This window comes from Microbacterium sp. EST19A, from assembly GCF_019969685.1.
Lineage (GTDB): Bacteria > Actinomycetota > Actinomycetes > Actinomycetales > Microbacteriaceae > Microbacterium.
On sequence record NZ_JAHXYZ010000002.1, the window covers coordinates 192,828 to 206,956 of the forward strand.

The following is a 14,129-nucleotide window of genomic DNA, read 5'->3' on the forward strand; positions in this document are numbered from 1 at the left end:
CGGCAGACGTCACTCGCCGTCGAGGGAGAGCTCCTGCGGGATCTCGAACTCGCGGCGCTGCAGTTCCTCGACGTTCACGTCTTTGAACGTGAGAACCCGCACGGCCTTGACGAAACGATCGGCGCGGTAGATGTCCCACACCCACACGTCGCTCATCGAGATCTCGAAGTAGAAGTCGTGCTCGGTGTCGCGGCGCACGACGTTGACCTCGTTCGCCAGATAGAACCGGCGTTCGGTCTCGACAACGTACTGGAACTGGGACACGACGTCCCGGTACTCACGGAACAGCGCGAGCTCGAGCTCGCGGTCGTAGTCGTCGAAGGCTTCCTCATCCATGATGTGTCCATCCTAGAGTCGCGCGACGCGCTGCGCGGCATCCGTGGAGCCGTGGGGCGCCGTCGTCGATCAGAACAGAGTGGGCGCGTCGGTGATCGCCCAGGATGCCCGGTGGAACGGAGACAGGCCCACGCTGCGGATCGCCTCGCGGTGCTCGAGGCTCGCATACCCCTTATTGCGGTCCCACTGGTACTCGCGATGGCTGTCGTGGAGCTCGGTCATGAGGCCGTCGCGCGCGACCTTCGCGATGACGGATGCCGCCGACACCGACGCGCAGTCGCGATCCGCCTTGATCACCGGCCGCACCTGCAGCGGTACGGGGTGGACCTTCGACACGTAATCGTGGTTGCCGTCGAGGAGCACGAGCGCATTCTCCACGAGCACGCCCTGGTCGACCACAGCCTGCACGGCGCGAGAGGCCGCCAGGCCGAGCGCCCGCATGATTCCGACCTCGTCGATCTCGGCCGCTGTCGCCCAACCGACCGCCGAAGCCTGGACCCACGCCGCTGCGCGAGCCGCGACGTCGGGTCGGCGCTTCTCTGTGACCAGCTTCGAGTCGCGAAGACCTTCGGGCACACGACGACGCGCACCGGCGGCATCCATCACCGCCGCACCGACCGCGACGGGCCCGGCGAGTGCCCCGCGACCCACCTCGTCGAGCGAGATGATCAGCTCGCACTCGCCCAGGAGCCTGCGCTCCAGGGTCAGTCTCGGCGTCGCGACGGTCATTCCGGATCCGGAACTCCGTTGAAGATCTCGTGGTGGCCGTCGATGGCCCCCATCCGATCGAGCGGCCAGGTGGTGAGGAAGGCTTTCCCGACGACATTGCCCAGGGGAACGAAGCCGCCGCTCGGCAGCTCCTGATGAGCGCGCGAGTCGCGGGAACGGTCCCGGTTGTCGCCCAGCAGCCACACCGAGTCCTCCGGCACGACGACATCGAACGGCTCGTTCGAGGCGGCCGTGTCGCCCTCGGGAAGGTTCAGATAGTCGAGCTCGTCGATCGGCGCACCATTGATGGTGATCTGTCCGAGCGCGTTGCAGCAGACGACGCGGTCACCCGCCACACCGATCACACGTTTGACGAGATGGTCCTGCGAGTCCGTCGCCGAGATGCCGACGAAGTTCAGCGCCCAGTCGACCGCCTGGATCAGTGGGGGCTGCGGGGGCTTCTGGGGCTGGGGGTCGAGCCATCCCCCCGGGTCCTTGAAGACGACGACGTCGCCGCGCTCGTATCCGGTCCACCGCGGGGTGAGCTCGTCGACGAGGATCCTGTCGTTGATGAGCAGAGTGCGCTCCATCGATGCCGACGGGATGTAGAACGACCGCACGACGAAGGACTTCACGACAAACGAGACAAGCGCGGCGATGACGATGATGACGAGAACATCGCGAAGGAAGACGAGGAACCCCCGGCGTCGTCGTGACGCGGACGCGGGCGCTGTCGGGGATTCGGTCATCAGGTTCCTTCGCAGTCTTACACCGCCGAGATCGCGGACGTATCAAGGTTCGCACACCCAGGACACAACAAAGCACCCCGGGACATCGTGTCCCGGGGTGCTGTGGAAATGCTGCGACTCAGCGGTCGCGCTTCTCCTTGATCTTCGCCTTCTTGCCACGGAGCTGGCGGAGGTAGTAGAGCTTCGCGCGGCGCACGTCACCGCGGGTGACGACCTCGATGTGGTCGATCACCGGGGAGTGCACCGGGAAGGTGCGCTCGACGCCGACCTGGAAGCTGATCTTGCGGACCGTGAAGGTCTCGCGCACACCGTCGCCCTGGCGGCCGATGACGACGCCCTGGAAGACCTGAATACGGGAGCGGTTTCCCTCGGTGATGTTCACGTGGACCTTCACGTTGTCACCGGGGTGGAAGACGGGGATGTCGGAGCGGAGTGAAGCCGCGTCGACAGCGTCGAGGATGTGCATGATCATCTCTCTCTGCACTCGCCACAGGTCGGGTGCATGAATTCAAAGGAACAAGAATGGGTTGTGCCGTACGGCGCTGACGCGACCGCGAGCTCCCCTGAGGCAGAGCCGGTCACGGCACAAAGATCCATTCTGCCATGGATGCCGCCGGCGGCCAAAACGGCGGCGTCAGTCGCGGTGCTCGGTCTCCTTGACCACGATGACCTCGTGCGCGCGCGTCGGCGGAGCCTGCTCATCGACCGTCGGGATGGTGGACCAGGAGATCGTCTCGCGCAGTCGCGTGCCACTCCCCTTGGCCTCGTTCCACAGCTGCCACAGCTGCAGCCAGATGAGTGCGATGCCGACGACGATCGCGGCGGCGAGCAGCCAGCCGAAAGCACCGTCGATGAAGAACCCGACGGCGATGGTGAGGCCGTGCCAGAGGGTGAAGCCGGCGACATCCCACCAGGACACCGCACGCTCGATCCGCACGGACGGGCGGGAACGCGTCAGGAGGGTGAGCACGAGCTGTCCGACGAAGACCGACGGGATGGCGATGAAGAGCACCCAGAGGATCGACCAGCCGCCCTGGAAGACGCCCCATCCGACGAGCAGCCACAGAGGCAGCAGGAAAGCGGCCGGCAAGAGCCACCGGAAGAACGCCTGACGCAACCACATGCTCAGATCGTACGTCGCCGATCCGGTCCGAGTCCCGGTGTTCGCTGTGAGCGCGCGGGATCCGTCCGTCGTCCCATCAGGGAGAATGGAGGTGACGAGAGGACACCCGATGATCGAACTGCGCACCCCTGCCGAGATCGACGAGATGCGCGCCGCCGGGCGCTTCGTGGCCGAGACCCTGGCGACCCTGCGCGACGAGACGAAGGTGGGGACCAACCTTCTCTCGATCGACCGCCGGGCGCACGACATGATCCGGAAGGCCGGCGCGGAGTCCTGCTACATCGACTATCACCCGTCGTTCGGCGCGAGCCCGTTCGGCAAGGTCATCTGCACCTCTGTCAACGACGCCGTGCTGCACGGCCTCCCCCACGACTACACGCTGCGCGACGGCGACCTGGTGACCCTCGACTTCGCCGTGTCGGTCGACGGCTGGGTCGCGGACTCCGCGGTCTCCTTCGTCGTCGGCGCACCGCGCGAGGAGGATCTGCGACTCATCGCGACCACGGAGCGCGCCCTCGACGCCGCGATCGCTGCCGCTGTCGTCGGCAACCGCATCGGCGACATCTCGGCCGCCGTCGCTGAGATCTCCCATGGCGAGGGCTATTCGATCAACACCGACTTCGGCGGCCACGGCGTCGGCCGCACGATGCACGGAGATCCGCACGTCCCGAACGACGGGCGCGCGGGCCGAGGCTTCCCCCTCCGCTCCGGTCTCGTCCTGGCGCTCGAGCCCTGGCTCCTCGCGACCACCGATGAGCTGGTGACCGATCCCGACGGATGGACGCTGCGCAGTGTGGACGGGTCGCGCGGCGCGCACTCCGAGCACACGATCGCGATCACCGAGACCGGCCCGATCGTCCTGACCGACCGGTCGTTCCTCGGCGTCGACTGACCGGACACGACGTCGGCACATCCTCTGTGCCATCCTGAGTCCATGATCCCGCAGGACCGTCACGTGCCGGAGCGCCTCTTCCTGGCCCGGCACGGCCAGACGACCTGGAATCTCGAGCATCGCCTGCAGGGTCAGCTCGACTCCCCGCTCACCGCCGACGGGATCGCGCAGGCCACGGCGATGGCGGAGCACCTCGCCGACTCCGGCGTCGTCACGGTCTGCAGCAGCCCGCTCGGAAGAGCGCTGCGCACGGCGGTCATCATCGCCGATCGGCTCGGCGCCGACCTGGTCGAGGTTCCGGAGCTCGCCGAGGTGCATCACGGCACACTGGCCGGAAAGACCTGGGACGAGATCGACGAGGAGTTCCCCGGCGCCAGGGAGGAACGGGCCGCCAACCGCTACGGGTGGGCGTTCCCGGGCGGCGAGAGCTATGCCCAGGCGCGAGCGCGCGCCCGCAAAGCCCTCAGCAGCTGCGGCTGGGCGTCGGCCGGTGTCCCTCTGCTCGTCAGCCACGAGATGATCGGACGGATGCTGCGCGCCGAGCTGCGCGGTCTCGATGCCTCCACCGCGCTGTCGCTCCGGCATCCGCAGGGCGTGGTCTTCCAGATCGAGCGCGGCGTCGAGCGGATGCTCTGAGCGCACGGCGCTCAGCGCTCGGTCGGCTCCTCGTCAGGCAGCAGGTCGGGCCGACGGCGCCGCGTGCGCTCGAGCTGCTGCTCGTGCCGCCAGGAGGCGATGACCGCATGGTTGCCGCTGAGGAGCACGTCGGGCACCGCGCGCTCCCGCCACACCGACGGCTTCGTGTAGGACGGGTACTCGAGGAGACCGTCCTCGTGGCTCTCCTCGACGAGACTCTCGGGATTGCCCACGACACCGGGGATGAGGCGCCCGATGGCTTCGATCATCGCCATGGTCGCCACCTCTCCCCCGTTGAGGACGTAGTCGCCGAGGCTGACCAGGCGCACCTCGCCGAGCGCGGCGGCGTACTCGAAGACCCGCTCGTCGATGCCCTCGTAGCGTCCGCAGCCGAAGATCAGGTGCTGACGCGTGGACAGCTGGCGCGCGGTCTTCTGCGTGAAGACCTCGCCGGCGGGCGAGGGGAAGATGATCGTCGGCGGCTCGTCCGACGAGGTCGCCGCCAGCTCGTCGAGGGCGAGACCCCACGGCTCGGGCTTCATGACCATGCCGGCGCCGCCGCCGTACGGCGTGTCGTCGACGGTGCGGTGCCGGTCGGACGTCCACTCCCGAAGATCGCGCACCTTCAGGTCGAGGAGACCTGTCGCCTGCGCCTTCCCGAGCAGGGAGAGCGTCAGGCCGTCGAAGTACGACGGGAAGATCGAGAGGACGTCGATGCGCACGGGGGAACCGTATCAGCGGTCACTCGGACGCGGCGGCGGCCGCTGCGTCGTCCGCTTCGCTGTCGACGGCATCCGGCAGCTCTTCGAAGAGACCGGGAGGCGGCGTCACGATGACGCGGCCGTTCGCGACGTCGACCGTCGGCACGATGGCCGACACGAACGGCACCATGACCTCATGACCGGATGCCGAGACCGACGAGGTGTTCACGATGAGGAGATCCTGTGCCGGGAAGTGCTCGACCCGTGCGACGCGACCGACGACGACGTCGTCGCGGACGACGTCGAGTCCGACGAGCTGGTGGTCGAACCAGGCGTCGTCTTCGACCTCGTTCTCGTCCTGATCGATCCAGAGGATCGCCTTGACCAGGCTCTCAGCGCCGTCGCGGTCGTCGACGTCGTCGAAGAACACGACGGGGTTGCCGTTCATCACGCGGTATTCGCGGACAGTCAGTTCCTTGCCGTGCCACGGAGATGCCTCGGGCACCTGCAACGTGAATGAGGCCCCGGGGACGAATCGCCGCTCCGGGTTGTCGGTGTACAGCTCCAGCTTGAGCGCGCCCTTGAGGCCGTGGGCCTTGACGAGACGCCCGACGCGCAGCTGGTTCTTGCCCTGGTTGCGGTCTTTCGGCACCACGTCAGTCGTCCGCGACGTCGACGCGGACGCGACGCCCGTCGGCCAGAGCGCTGACGAGGGTGCGAAGAGCCTTCGCGGTGCGGCCGCCGCGCCCGATCACGCGTCCACGGTCATCGGGGTGCACACGCACCTCGAGGAGGTCGCCTCGCGGCGAAGTGGATTCGTTGATGCGGACATCCTCCGGGTGATCGACGATCCCCTTGACGATGTGTTCGAGCGCGGCGGCGAGCACGACGGATTACTCTGCGTCGGCGGCGGGAGCCTCAGCGGCCTCCGCGTCGGCGGCGGGAGCGGCGGGAGCCTCCTCAGCGGGAGCCTCTGCCTTCTTCTCGACCTTGGGCTTGACGACCGACTTCTTCGAACCGTCGATCTCGAAGGGCGCCTTGGGCTCCTTGACCTTGACGGTGGACTTCGCGTCCTTGTCACCCTTGAAGATGCCCCAGTCGCCCGTGAGCTTGAGGATGGCGGCGACCTGCTCGGTCGGCTGCGCGCCGACGGAGAGCCAGTACTGCGCCCGGTCGGAGTCGACCTCGATGAAGGAGGGCTCCTCGGTGGGGTGGTACTTGCCGATCTCCTCGATCACGCGACCGTCGCGCTTGGTCTTCGAGTCGGCGACGACGATGCGGTAGTACGGCGCGCGGATCTTGCCCAGGCGCTTGAGACGAATCTTTACAGCCACGATTCTCCTGAATTGTGTGGAAGGAAGGAACTGATCGCCTGGAGCGTGGGGTGCACACCCGGCGGAAGCTCAATGAGTGGTCAACTGCTGGATAGAGGGTCGAGCAGGTCGTCCGACCTTCTATTCTGCCAGATGCCCGCCCCAGGCGCGAAACGCGGGGAAACCGCGCTGATCGTGTCGCGGCGCGTGCGTGTCAGACTGTGCTCGTGAAGCTCGAATTCGCTCCTTCGGCCCGATCCACCGTCGGCATCGAATGGGAGATCATGCTCGCGGACCCCGAGAGCGGTGACCTCGTCGGCCGCGCCCCTGAGCTGCTCGCCGCGCTCGAGGCCGAGAGCGAGGATGAACGGCACACCGTCACGGGCGAGCTCCTCACGAACACCATCGAGGTCACGAGCGGCGTCGGCGACTCGGTCGCTCACGCGATCGACGACATCGCGAGTGCGATCACGGCCGTCCGCTCGGCCACGGACCCTGCGGGAATCGAGCTCCTGTCCGCCGGCAGCCACCCCTTCGCGCAGTGGTTCGACCAGGAGGTGACCGACAAGACCCGCTACCACACCCTCATCGAGCGCACCCAGTGGTGGGGGCGCAACATGATGATCTGGGGCATCCACGTCCATATCGGCGTGGAGGACCACCGCAAGGTCTTCCCCATCGTCAACGCCCTGTCCGGCTACCTCCCCCATCTGCAGGCACTCGCGGCCTCGAGCCCGTTCTGGGCGGGCGAGCGCACGGGGTATGCGTCCAACCGCGCCCTCGTGTTCCAGCAGCTGCCGACCGCCGGACTCCCCTGGCCACTGCACGACTGGTCGCAGTACGAGTCCTATCTCGACGACATGGTGCGCACGGGTGTCATGGCCGACGCGACGGAGGTGCGCTGGGACATCCGTCCGGCGCCGCGCTGGGGCACCATCGAGGTGCGGGCCTGCGACGGCATGTCGTCGCTTCCCGAGCTGGCGTCGATCGCCGCGCTCGTCCAGGTGCTGGTGGAGGACTTCTCCCGTCAACTCGACGAGGGGCGCACTCTTCCGGAGATGCCGGCGTGGTTCCACCGGGAGAACAAGTGGCGAGCGGCGCGATACGGGATGGATGCCCGGGTGATCGTGGATGCGGCCGGAACGCAGCGCCCGGTGCGGGAGCACCTCACGGAGATCCTCGAGCGGCTGAGCCCCGTGGCGGTCGAACTCGGCTGCGGCCGCGAGTTCGGCGGCGTCGCCACGACGCTCGACGACGGCGCGAGCTATGAGCGCCAGCTCACGATCGCGAACGCGACCGGCGGCGACCTCGGCGCTGTCGTGCAGCACCTCATCCGGGAGTTCCGCTCCGGACCGGAATCGTCGATCGACGAGCCGTAGGCCTCAGTCCTCGACGAGGCGGCGGGCGAGTCCCTCGTCCAGCACGACGTCGGTGATGAGTTCGGCCGCGATCGCGGCACGCAGACTCACGAGCTTCGGGATGCCGGAGACCACGCACACCCGCCGCGGCACGCGACGGAGGCGGTCGAGTCCGGGGCCCGTCGCCCGAGCATTCACTCGGATGTCGCGCCAGGTGCCGTCAGCTCGGAAGAACACCGTGGCGACGTCGCCGATGGCATGGTCCTCGCGCAGGCTCCGATAGTCCTCGCGCCCCAGGTAGCCGCCCACGTACACGCGGCTCGGCACCTCGGCGGCCGGCGAGCCGAGGCTGAAGACCGCGATGTCCATCTTCGCCTGCAGGTCGAGCACCCGGCGCGTGCTCCGCTCCCGCCACATCGCCTCCCGCGTCGCGGGGTCGTCGAAGAACGCGGGCACCGGGAACTGCTGCACCTGCGCGCCGAACGCGCTGCCGAAACGCTGCAGGATGTCGCTGGAGTACTCCACGCCGCTGGTCTGCGTGTTGCCGGCGCCGTTGAGCTGCACGAACGTCGTGTTGTGGGTCTGCTTCTGCGTGAGACCGCGACTGACCGCGCTGATCGTGGAGCCCCAGGCGACACCGATGATCATGTTCGAGTCGACGAACTGCGAGAGCAGTCGGCCCGCCGTCAGCGCCACGCGTTCGAGGCGCTCCACTTCACTCACGATCTCCGGCATCGGGACCACGTGGGCCGCGACGCGGTACCGGTCGCGGATGCGCTGCTCCAGCATGCCGAGGCGTTCCAGCGGCGAGTTGATGCGGATGTCCACGAGTCCGCTCTCCCTCGCGAAGCTCAGCAGTCGCGAGACCGATGAGCGCGACGTGTGCAGCTCCTGCGCGATGACCTCCATGGTCTTGTCCTGCATGTAGTAGAGCTGCGCGGCGGTGAGCGCCGCGATCAGCTTCGCGTCGCGTGATTGCGCTCCGGGACCGGCCATGACATCCTCCTCGACCTCGATCCTTGCACATATGTGCAGTGGGGTTGCGCACGATGGTCGTGGAGGTCGATGCTGGGGGCAAGCAAGGAAGAGAGTTCGAGAATGAACGATTCGACACACTCATCGGCGGAGCGGGCCGAGGTCCGCACAGTCCGCGAATCCGGCCGGACGAGCGTCCTCGTCATCGGCGGTGGGATCAACGGCATCTCGACGTTCCGGGATCTGGCGCTGCAGGGCGTCGACGTGCTCCTCGTGGAGCGCGGCGACTTCGCCTCCGGTGCCTCGTCCGCGTCGAGCCACATGATCCACGGCGGCATCCGCTATCTGGAGAACGGCGAGTTCCGGCTCGTGCGCGAATCCGTGCAGGAGCGCAACGGCCTCCTGAAGATCGCGCCGCACTACGTCAAGCCGCTGCAGACGACGATCCCGATCTACTCCACGTTCTCGGGCATCCTCTCGGCTCCGCTGCGCTTCCTCACGCACAAGAGCGGCAAGCCGCAGGAGCGCGGCGCATTCCTGATCAAGGTCGGCCTGACGATCTACGACACGTTCTCGCGCGACGGCGGCATGGTTCCCCGGCACCGATTCCTCGGCCGCAAGAAGGCGCTGGCGGAGCTGCCCTCGCTCGACCCGAACATCAAGTACACCGCGACGTACTACGACGCCTCCATGCACGACCCGGAGCGCCTCGCCCTGGACGTCCTGCAGGACGGTCTCGCGGCGCATCCCGGAGCGCAGGCGCTCAACTACGTCGAGGCGATCGCGCGTGACGGCGACGAGGTCGTGCTGCGCGACCGCGAGAGCGGCACCGAGTTCCCGGTGAAGGCCGACGTGGTCGTGAACGCCTCCGGTCCGTGGACCGACCTGACGAACGACGCGCTGGGCGTCGACAGCCGCTTCATGGGCGGCACCAAGGGCTCCCACATCGTGCTCGATCACCCGGAACTGCTCGAGGCGACGCAGGGACGCGAGATCTTCTTCGAGCACTCCGACGGCCGAATCGTCCTCATCTACCCGCTCAAGGGGCGCGTGCTGGTCGGCACGACCGACATCGATGCCGACCCGAGCGAGGTCGCGGTGTGCACCGACGAGGAGGTCGACTACTTCTTCGAGCTGGTGCACCACGTCTTCCCGTCGATCCCGGTCTCGAAGGACCAGATCGTCTACAAGTTCTCCGGCATCCGCCCGCTGCCCCGGCACGAGGACACGGCTCCCGGATTCGTCTCGCGCGACTACCGCATCGAGGTCGACGACAAGGGCTCCGTTCCCCTGGTGAGCCTCGTCGGAGGCAAGTGGACGACGTTCCGTGCGCTGGGAGAGTCGCTGTCCGACATCGTGCTCGGACTCGTCGAGCGCACCCGGACCGTCTCGACGGTCGGACGCGCCATCGGCGGCGGACGCGACTTCCCGCGCACCGAGAAGGCCAGGCGGATCTGGATCCAGGAGAACCTTCCGGGCGCCGGCCCGCGTGCGGAGCGACTGCTCGCGCGCTACGGCACCCGCGCGGCGCAGGTCTGGGAGTACGTCGAGCAGGGTGCGGACGCACCTCTGGCCGGCGGCGACCTCTCCACCCGTGAACTGGAGTGGATGGTCGAGCACGAGATGGTCGCGCGCCTGGAGGACGTCGTGCTGCGCCGCACGAGCATCGCCTTCCTCGGAAACGCGGATGCCGAGGTGCTCGACGAGATCGCCGACGCGCTCGCACCGCTCCTCGGCTGGGACCGCGCGCGGCATGACGCCGAGCTCGAGCAGACCCGCGTGCTGCTGAACGAACGACATGGGCTCCACATCCCGTCCCGCACCCGCGGCTGACGAGATATCCGACCGCCGCCCTCCTCGCGGCGCATCTCCCTCACCGTGTCGGGGCAGAGGGGCCCCGGCACTCAAGAAAGGTCAATGAAGACATGGCTGATGTGAATCTCGGTCTCTACTTCCTGTCGGAGCTCGTCGGCACAGCGATGCTGATCCTCCTGGGTTGTGGTGTCGTCGCCAACGTCGCCCTCGCCAAGAACAAGGGCTTCGGCGGCGGCTTCCTGATGGTCAACTGGGGATGGGGCCTCGCGGTCTTCGCCGGTGTGCTCGTCTCCGCGTACTCCGGTGCGATCCTCAACCCCGCCGTCGGCATCGGCCTCCTGGTCGCCGGCAAGATCTCCTTCGTGATGTTCCTCGTCGCCACCGGCGCGGAGCTGCTCGGAGCGATCCTGGGAGCGATCCTCGTCTGGCTGGCGTACAAGCAGCACTTCGACGAGGAGCCGGAGCCCGCCAACAAGCTCGGCGTCTTCTCCACCGGTCCTGCGATCCGCTCCTACGGCTGGAACCTCATCACGGAGATCATCGGCACTTTCGTGCTGGTGTTCGTCATCTTCGCGTTCGCCGACTACGGCGACATCGAGGTCGGCACGCCGGGAGGCCTCGGACCGCTCACGGCCCTTCCGGTCGCCCTGCTCGTGGTCGCGATCGGCGCCTCGCTCGGTGGACCGACCGGCTACGCGATCAACCCGGCCCGTGACCTCGGTCCGCGCATCGCCCACGCCATCCTGCCCATCAAGGGCAAGGGCGCCAGCGACTGGTCCTACTCGTGGGTCCCCGTCGTCGGTCCGCTCATCGGTGGTGTCATCGCCGCCCTCGCCGCACCCGCGCTGCTCGGCCTCGCCGGCTGACACCTGACGCATCACGCATCCGCACGCTATTCAAAGGAGAAGCACAGTGGCTGACTACATCATCGCCATCGACCAGGGAACGACCTCGAGCCGCGCCATCATCTTCGACAAGAAGGGGAGCATCATCGAGTCGGGTCAGAAGGAGCACGAGCAGATCCTCCCGAAGGCCGGCTGGGTGGAGCACGACGCCGCCGAGATCTGGCGCAACGTCCAGGAGGTCATCGGCCTGGCGCTGAGCCGCGCCGACCTCACCCGTCACGACATCGCCGCGATCGGCATCACGAACCAGCGCGAGACCGCGGTGGTCTGGGACAGGACCACCGGCAAGCCGGTGTACAACGCGATCGTCTGGCAGGACACGCGCACCCAGGAGATCGTCGACCGCCTCGCGGCGGACGGCGGCGGCGACCGGTTCAAGGACATCGTCGGCCTGCCTCTGGCGACGTACTTCTCGGGCACGAAGATCGCCTGGATCCTCGAGAACGTCGAAGGTGCCAGGGAGAAGGCGGAAGCCGGCGACCTGGCCTTCGGCACCACCGACAGCTGGGTGCTGTGGAACCTCACCGGCGGCGTCGACGGCGGCGTGCATGCGACCGACGTCACCAACGCCTCCCGCACGATGTTCATGGACCTCGAGACGCTGGAGTGGCGCGACGACATCCTCGAGGTGTTCGGCGTACCGCGCTCGATGATGCCGGAGATCCGCTCCTCTTCCGAGGTGTACGGCAACGCGGAGGACTCCTCGCTGCTGCGTGAGACGCCGATCGCCGGCATCCTGGGCGACCAGCAGGCGGCGACGTTCGGGCAGGCGGCCTTCAACACGGGTGAGAGCAAGAACACCTATGGCACGGGCTGCTTCCTGATCTTCAACACGGGCGAGGAGATCGTCCACTCGAAGAACGGGCTGCTCACGACCGTCGGGTACAAGCTCGGCGACGGCCCGACGCACTACGCACTGGAGGGCTCCATCGCGGTCACCGGATCGCTGATCCAGTGGCTGCGCGACCAGCTCGGCATCATCTCCTCGGCCCCCGAGGTCGAGAAGCTGGCCGAGCAGGTCGAGGACAACGGCGGCGTCTACATCGTGCCGGCGTTCTCCGGACTGTTCGCGCCGTACTGGCGGCCGGACGCCCGCGGCGCGATCGTGGGCCTCACCCGCTATGCGAACAAGAACCACATCGCTCGCGCGGCACTCGAGTCCGTGGCGTTCCAGACGCGCGATGTGCTCGACGCCGTGAACGCGGATGCCGGTGTGGATCTCACCGAGCTCAAGGTCGACGGCGGCATGGTCGCGAACGACGCGCTCATGCAGTTCCAGGCCGACGTGCTCGGTGTTCCGGTGGTCCGTCCGGTGGTCGCGGAGACGACGGCGCTGGGCGCCGCGTACGCCGCGGGCCTCGCGGTCGGCTTCTGGAGCGGTCTCGACGACCTGTCCGCCAACTGGCAGGAGGACAAGCGCTGGGAGCCCTCGATGGAAGACGCCGAGCGCGACCGTCAGCTGCGGCTGTGGCGCAAGGCCGTCACCAAGTCCATGGACTGGGTCGACGAGGACGTCAAGTAGTCGCACATCACGCAGAAGCGGGCCCGGAGGATTCTCCGGGCCCGCTTTCGTGTCTTCGCGCGGGCGCTCAGAAGCTGTTGACGGCCGAGAAGAATGCCCCCGTGCCGTCGACGCGAAGGTTTCCCTCCTGATCGACAGACGTGACCTGCTCGTACCCGGCGTCGCTCCAGTAGTAGATGTTCGGCGAGATCTCGCCGACGCCCTGCCCGAAGGCCATCTGAGCGAACTGGGACATCTCGTGCGCGACGTGGATCGCACTCACGCTCTCCACGACATGGAACGCGAGGTGATGACGGGACGGCACGGCGAACAGCACTCCCTGCGGTGCCGACGCGATGCCTGCCTGAGTCAGGAGCGCCGGGAGGTCGAGAACGTGACTCGCCGTGAACATCGAGTCGGTGATCGCGATCGCGAACGGTCCTGATCCGGCATCCACGGTCTGGATCTCCCCGAGGGGCTCCGCCGTCACCGCGGCGATCGCCGTGCTCCACAGCGAATCCGCCTCGAACCGGCTGACGATGGCATCGGGGATGGCGCTCGTGGTCTCGGGGAAGTCGAGCATGAGGATGGCCTCGAGTCCGTCGGCGATCGTGCGCCGATACGTGAACGCCTCGCGGTGGCTCTCGGGCAGGTACGTGCTCGGAACCAGTCGGGCCTTCACGAGCGACAGGACCTCGTCGTCGGTCAGCTCCGCGTCCTTCGGCGCAGCGCCGCGGCTCAGCAGCCCCGAGATGTGCCGTTCGACGACCTGCGGCCAGTTCTGCTGCGGTTCGAGCTTCACCGCACGCGAGAGGTTGTAGAGCCCGAACTGCCCTCCGGACGAGCTCTGCGCGTACTCCCCGTGGAGTGTGATCGTTCCCTCGGATGCCGGCCACATCTCGGCGAACAGTCGGCGGAGGAAGTCCGCTTCCTCGACGGTCAGATCGTCGAGATCGGCGTCGATCTGCTGCGCCGACTTCTTCTTTCCGAAGTTCAGGAATCCCACGCCGTACTCTCCTCCTGCGGTCGTCGGCAGGAGGATCTCTTCTGCCCCGACTCGCAGCCGCCCAGAGTAGCGCAACGCGCCGCCGAGGGTCGGCCGCCCTGTGGACAGTCG

The 14,129-nt window shown here is 67.5% G+C and carries 17 protein-coding genes; 6 read left to right on the plus strand and 11 right to left on the minus strand.

Going from position 1 to position 14,129, the window contains the following annotated elements; translation table 11 throughout:
- Positions 1-9 precede the first annotated feature (9 nt).
- The 5 genes from LC452_RS10910 to LC452_RS10930 form a co-directional block, all read right to left on the minus strand.
- Positions 10-336, minus strand: coding sequence for a DUF2469 family protein (locus LC452_RS10910; protein ID WP_045280377.1), 327 nt, complete (start codon positions 334-336; stop codon positions 10-12).
- A gap of 69 nt (positions 337-405) precedes the next feature.
- Positions 406-1,065, minus strand: coding sequence for a ribonuclease HII (locus LC452_RS10915; RefSeq protein ID WP_223625073.1), 660 nt, complete (start codon positions 1,063-1,065; stop codon positions 406-408).
- Complete coding sequence (gene lepB / locus LC452_RS10920; RefSeq protein WP_223625074.1) at positions 1,062-1,793, minus strand: signal peptidase I; 732 nt, start codon at positions 1,791-1,793, stop codon at positions 1,062-1,064. The genes LC452_RS10915 and lepB overlap by 4 nt, the downstream gene beginning before the upstream one ends.
- A 118-nt stretch (positions 1,794-1,911) precedes the next feature.
- Positions 1,912-2,259, minus strand: coding sequence for a 50S ribosomal protein L19 (gene rplS / locus LC452_RS10925; protein WP_223625075.1), 348 nt, complete (start codon positions 2,257-2,259; stop codon positions 1,912-1,914).
- Positions 2,260-2,427: 168 nt separating this feature from the next.
- Positions 2,428-2,916, minus strand: coding sequence for an MFS transporter permease (locus LC452_RS10930; protein WP_223625076.1), 489 nt, complete (start codon positions 2,914-2,916; stop codon positions 2,428-2,430).
- Positions 2,917-3,025: 109 nt separating this feature from the next.
- Between LC452_RS10930 and map the strand changes: the two genes are divergently transcribed.
- The gene (gene map, locus LC452_RS10935) at positions 3,026-3,808 is read left to right on the plus strand and encodes a type I methionyl aminopeptidase (RefSeq protein WP_223625077.1); all 783 of its coding nucleotides are present in this window, start codon (positions 3,026-3,028) and stop codon (positions 3,806-3,808) included.
- 42 nt (positions 3,809-3,850) lie between these two features.
- Complete coding sequence (locus LC452_RS10940; RefSeq protein WP_223625078.1) at positions 3,851-4,444, plus strand: histidine phosphatase family protein; 594 nt, start codon at positions 3,851-3,853, stop codon at positions 4,442-4,444.
- A gap of 11 nt (positions 4,445-4,455) precedes the next feature.
- Here the strand turns inward: LC452_RS10940 and trmD are convergent, their stop codons facing one another.
- Genes trmD through rpsP form a run of 4 tightly spaced genes read right to left on the minus strand, consistent with a single transcriptional unit; the run spans position 4,456 to position 6,479 of the window.
- Positions 4,456-5,166, minus strand: a complete 711-nt coding sequence (gene trmD / locus LC452_RS10945) for a tRNA (guanosine(37)-N1)-methyltransferase TrmD (RefSeq protein ID WP_223625080.1) — start codon at positions 5,164-5,166, stop codon at positions 4,456-4,458.
- 19 nt (positions 5,167-5,185) lie between these two features.
- Positions 5,186-5,800, minus strand: a complete 615-nt coding sequence (rimM, locus tag LC452_RS10950; RefSeq protein ID WP_223625082.1) for a ribosome maturation factor RimM — start codon at positions 5,798-5,800, stop codon at positions 5,186-5,188.
- Position 5,801: 1 nt separating this feature from the next.
- Complete coding sequence (locus LC452_RS10955; protein ID WP_017830729.1) at positions 5,802-6,032, minus strand: RNA-binding protein; 231 nt, start codon at positions 6,030-6,032, stop codon at positions 5,802-5,804.
- Positions 6,033-6,038: 6 nt separating this feature from the next.
- Complete coding sequence (gene rpsP, locus LC452_RS10960; protein ID WP_223625084.1) at positions 6,039-6,479, minus strand: 30S ribosomal protein S16; 441 nt, start codon at positions 6,477-6,479, stop codon at positions 6,039-6,041.
- Between the two features lie 206 nt (positions 6,480-6,685).
- Here rpsP and LC452_RS10965 point away from each other — a divergent pair, with 206 nt between their 5' ends.
- Complete coding sequence (locus LC452_RS10965) at positions 6,686-7,837, plus strand: glutamate--cysteine ligase (protein WP_223625086.1); 1,152 nt, start codon at positions 6,686-6,688, stop codon at positions 7,835-7,837.
- A gap of 3 nt (positions 7,838-7,840) precedes the next feature.
- On the opposite strand, the gene LC452_RS10970 is transcribed toward LC452_RS10965, so the two are convergent.
- The gene (locus LC452_RS10970) at positions 7,841-8,812 is read right to left on the minus strand and encodes a sugar-binding transcriptional regulator (protein ID WP_223625089.1); all 972 of its coding nucleotides are present in this window, start codon (positions 8,810-8,812) and stop codon (positions 7,841-7,843) included.
- A 102-nt stretch (positions 8,813-8,914) separates the two neighbouring features.
- Here LC452_RS10970 and LC452_RS10975 point away from each other — a divergent pair, with 102 nt between their 5' ends.
- The 3 genes from LC452_RS10975 (at position 8,915) to glpK (ending at position 13,033) form a co-directional block, all read left to right on the plus strand.
- A complete protein-coding gene (locus tag LC452_RS10975; protein ID WP_223625091.1) occupies positions 8,915-10,624 on the plus strand; it encodes a glycerol-3-phosphate dehydrogenase/oxidase in 1,710 nt (569 codons plus the stop codon).
- A 92-nt stretch (positions 10,625-10,716) separates the two neighbouring features.
- On the plus strand, positions 10,717-11,472 hold the full coding sequence (locus LC452_RS10980; protein WP_223625093.1) for an MIP/aquaporin family protein: 756 nt from the start codon (positions 10,717-10,719) through the stop codon (positions 11,470-11,472).
- 46 nt (positions 11,473-11,518) lie between these two features.
- Positions 11,519-13,033 (plus strand): glycerol kinase GlpK, encoded by a 1,515-nt coding sequence (glpK, locus tag LC452_RS10985; RefSeq protein ID WP_223625096.1) that lies wholly within the window; start codon positions 11,519-11,521, stop codon positions 13,031-13,033.
- A gap of 67 nt (positions 13,034-13,100) precedes the next feature.
- Here glpK and LC452_RS10990 read toward each other — a convergent pair whose 3' ends face one another.
- The gene (locus tag LC452_RS10990; RefSeq protein ID WP_223625098.1) at positions 13,101-14,018 is read right to left on the minus strand and encodes a hypothetical protein; all 918 of its coding nucleotides are present in this window, start codon (positions 14,016-14,018) and stop codon (positions 13,101-13,103) included.
- Positions 14,019-14,129: the final 111 nt, after the last annotated feature.

What these genes read in the sequence shown, in the direction of transcription:
- LC452_RS10910 (WP_045280377.1), bottom strand. Translation starts at nt 336, where the DNA reads ATGGATGAGGAAGCCTTCGACGACTACGACCGCGAGCTCGAGCTCGCG.
- LC452_RS10915 (WP_223625073.1), bottom strand. Translation starts at nt 1,065, where the DNA reads ATGACCGTCGCGACGCCGAGACTGACCCTGGAGCGCAGGCTCCTGGGC.
- lepB (WP_223625074.1), bottom strand. Translation starts at nt 1,793, where the DNA reads ATGACCGAATCCCCGACAGCGCCCGCGTCCGCGTCACGACGACGCCGG.
- rplS (WP_223625075.1), bottom strand. Translation starts at nt 2,259, where the DNA reads ATGCACATCCTCGACGCTGTCGACGCGGCTTCACTCCGCTCCGACATC.
- LC452_RS10930 (WP_223625076.1), bottom strand. Translation starts at nt 2,916, where the DNA reads ATGTGGTTGCGTCAGGCGTTCTTCCGGTGGCTCTTGCCGGCCGCTTTC.
- map (WP_223625077.1), top strand. Translation starts at nt 3,026, where the DNA reads ATGATCGAACTGCGCACCCCTGCCGAGATCGACGAGATGCGCGCCGCC.
- LC452_RS10940 (WP_223625078.1), top strand. Translation starts at nt 3,851, where the DNA reads ATGATCCCGCAGGACCGTCACGTGCCGGAGCGCCTCTTCCTGGCCCGG.
- LC452_RS10970 (WP_223625089.1), bottom strand. Translation starts at nt 8,812, where the DNA reads ATGGCCGGTCCCGGAGCGCAATCACGCGACGCGAAGCTGATCGCGGCG.
- LC452_RS10975 (WP_223625091.1), top strand. Translation starts at nt 8,915, where the DNA reads ATGAACGATTCGACACACTCATCGGCGGAGCGGGCCGAGGTCCGCACA.
- LC452_RS10980 (WP_223625093.1), top strand. Translation starts at nt 10,717, where the DNA reads ATGGCTGATGTGAATCTCGGTCTCTACTTCCTGTCGGAGCTCGTCGGC.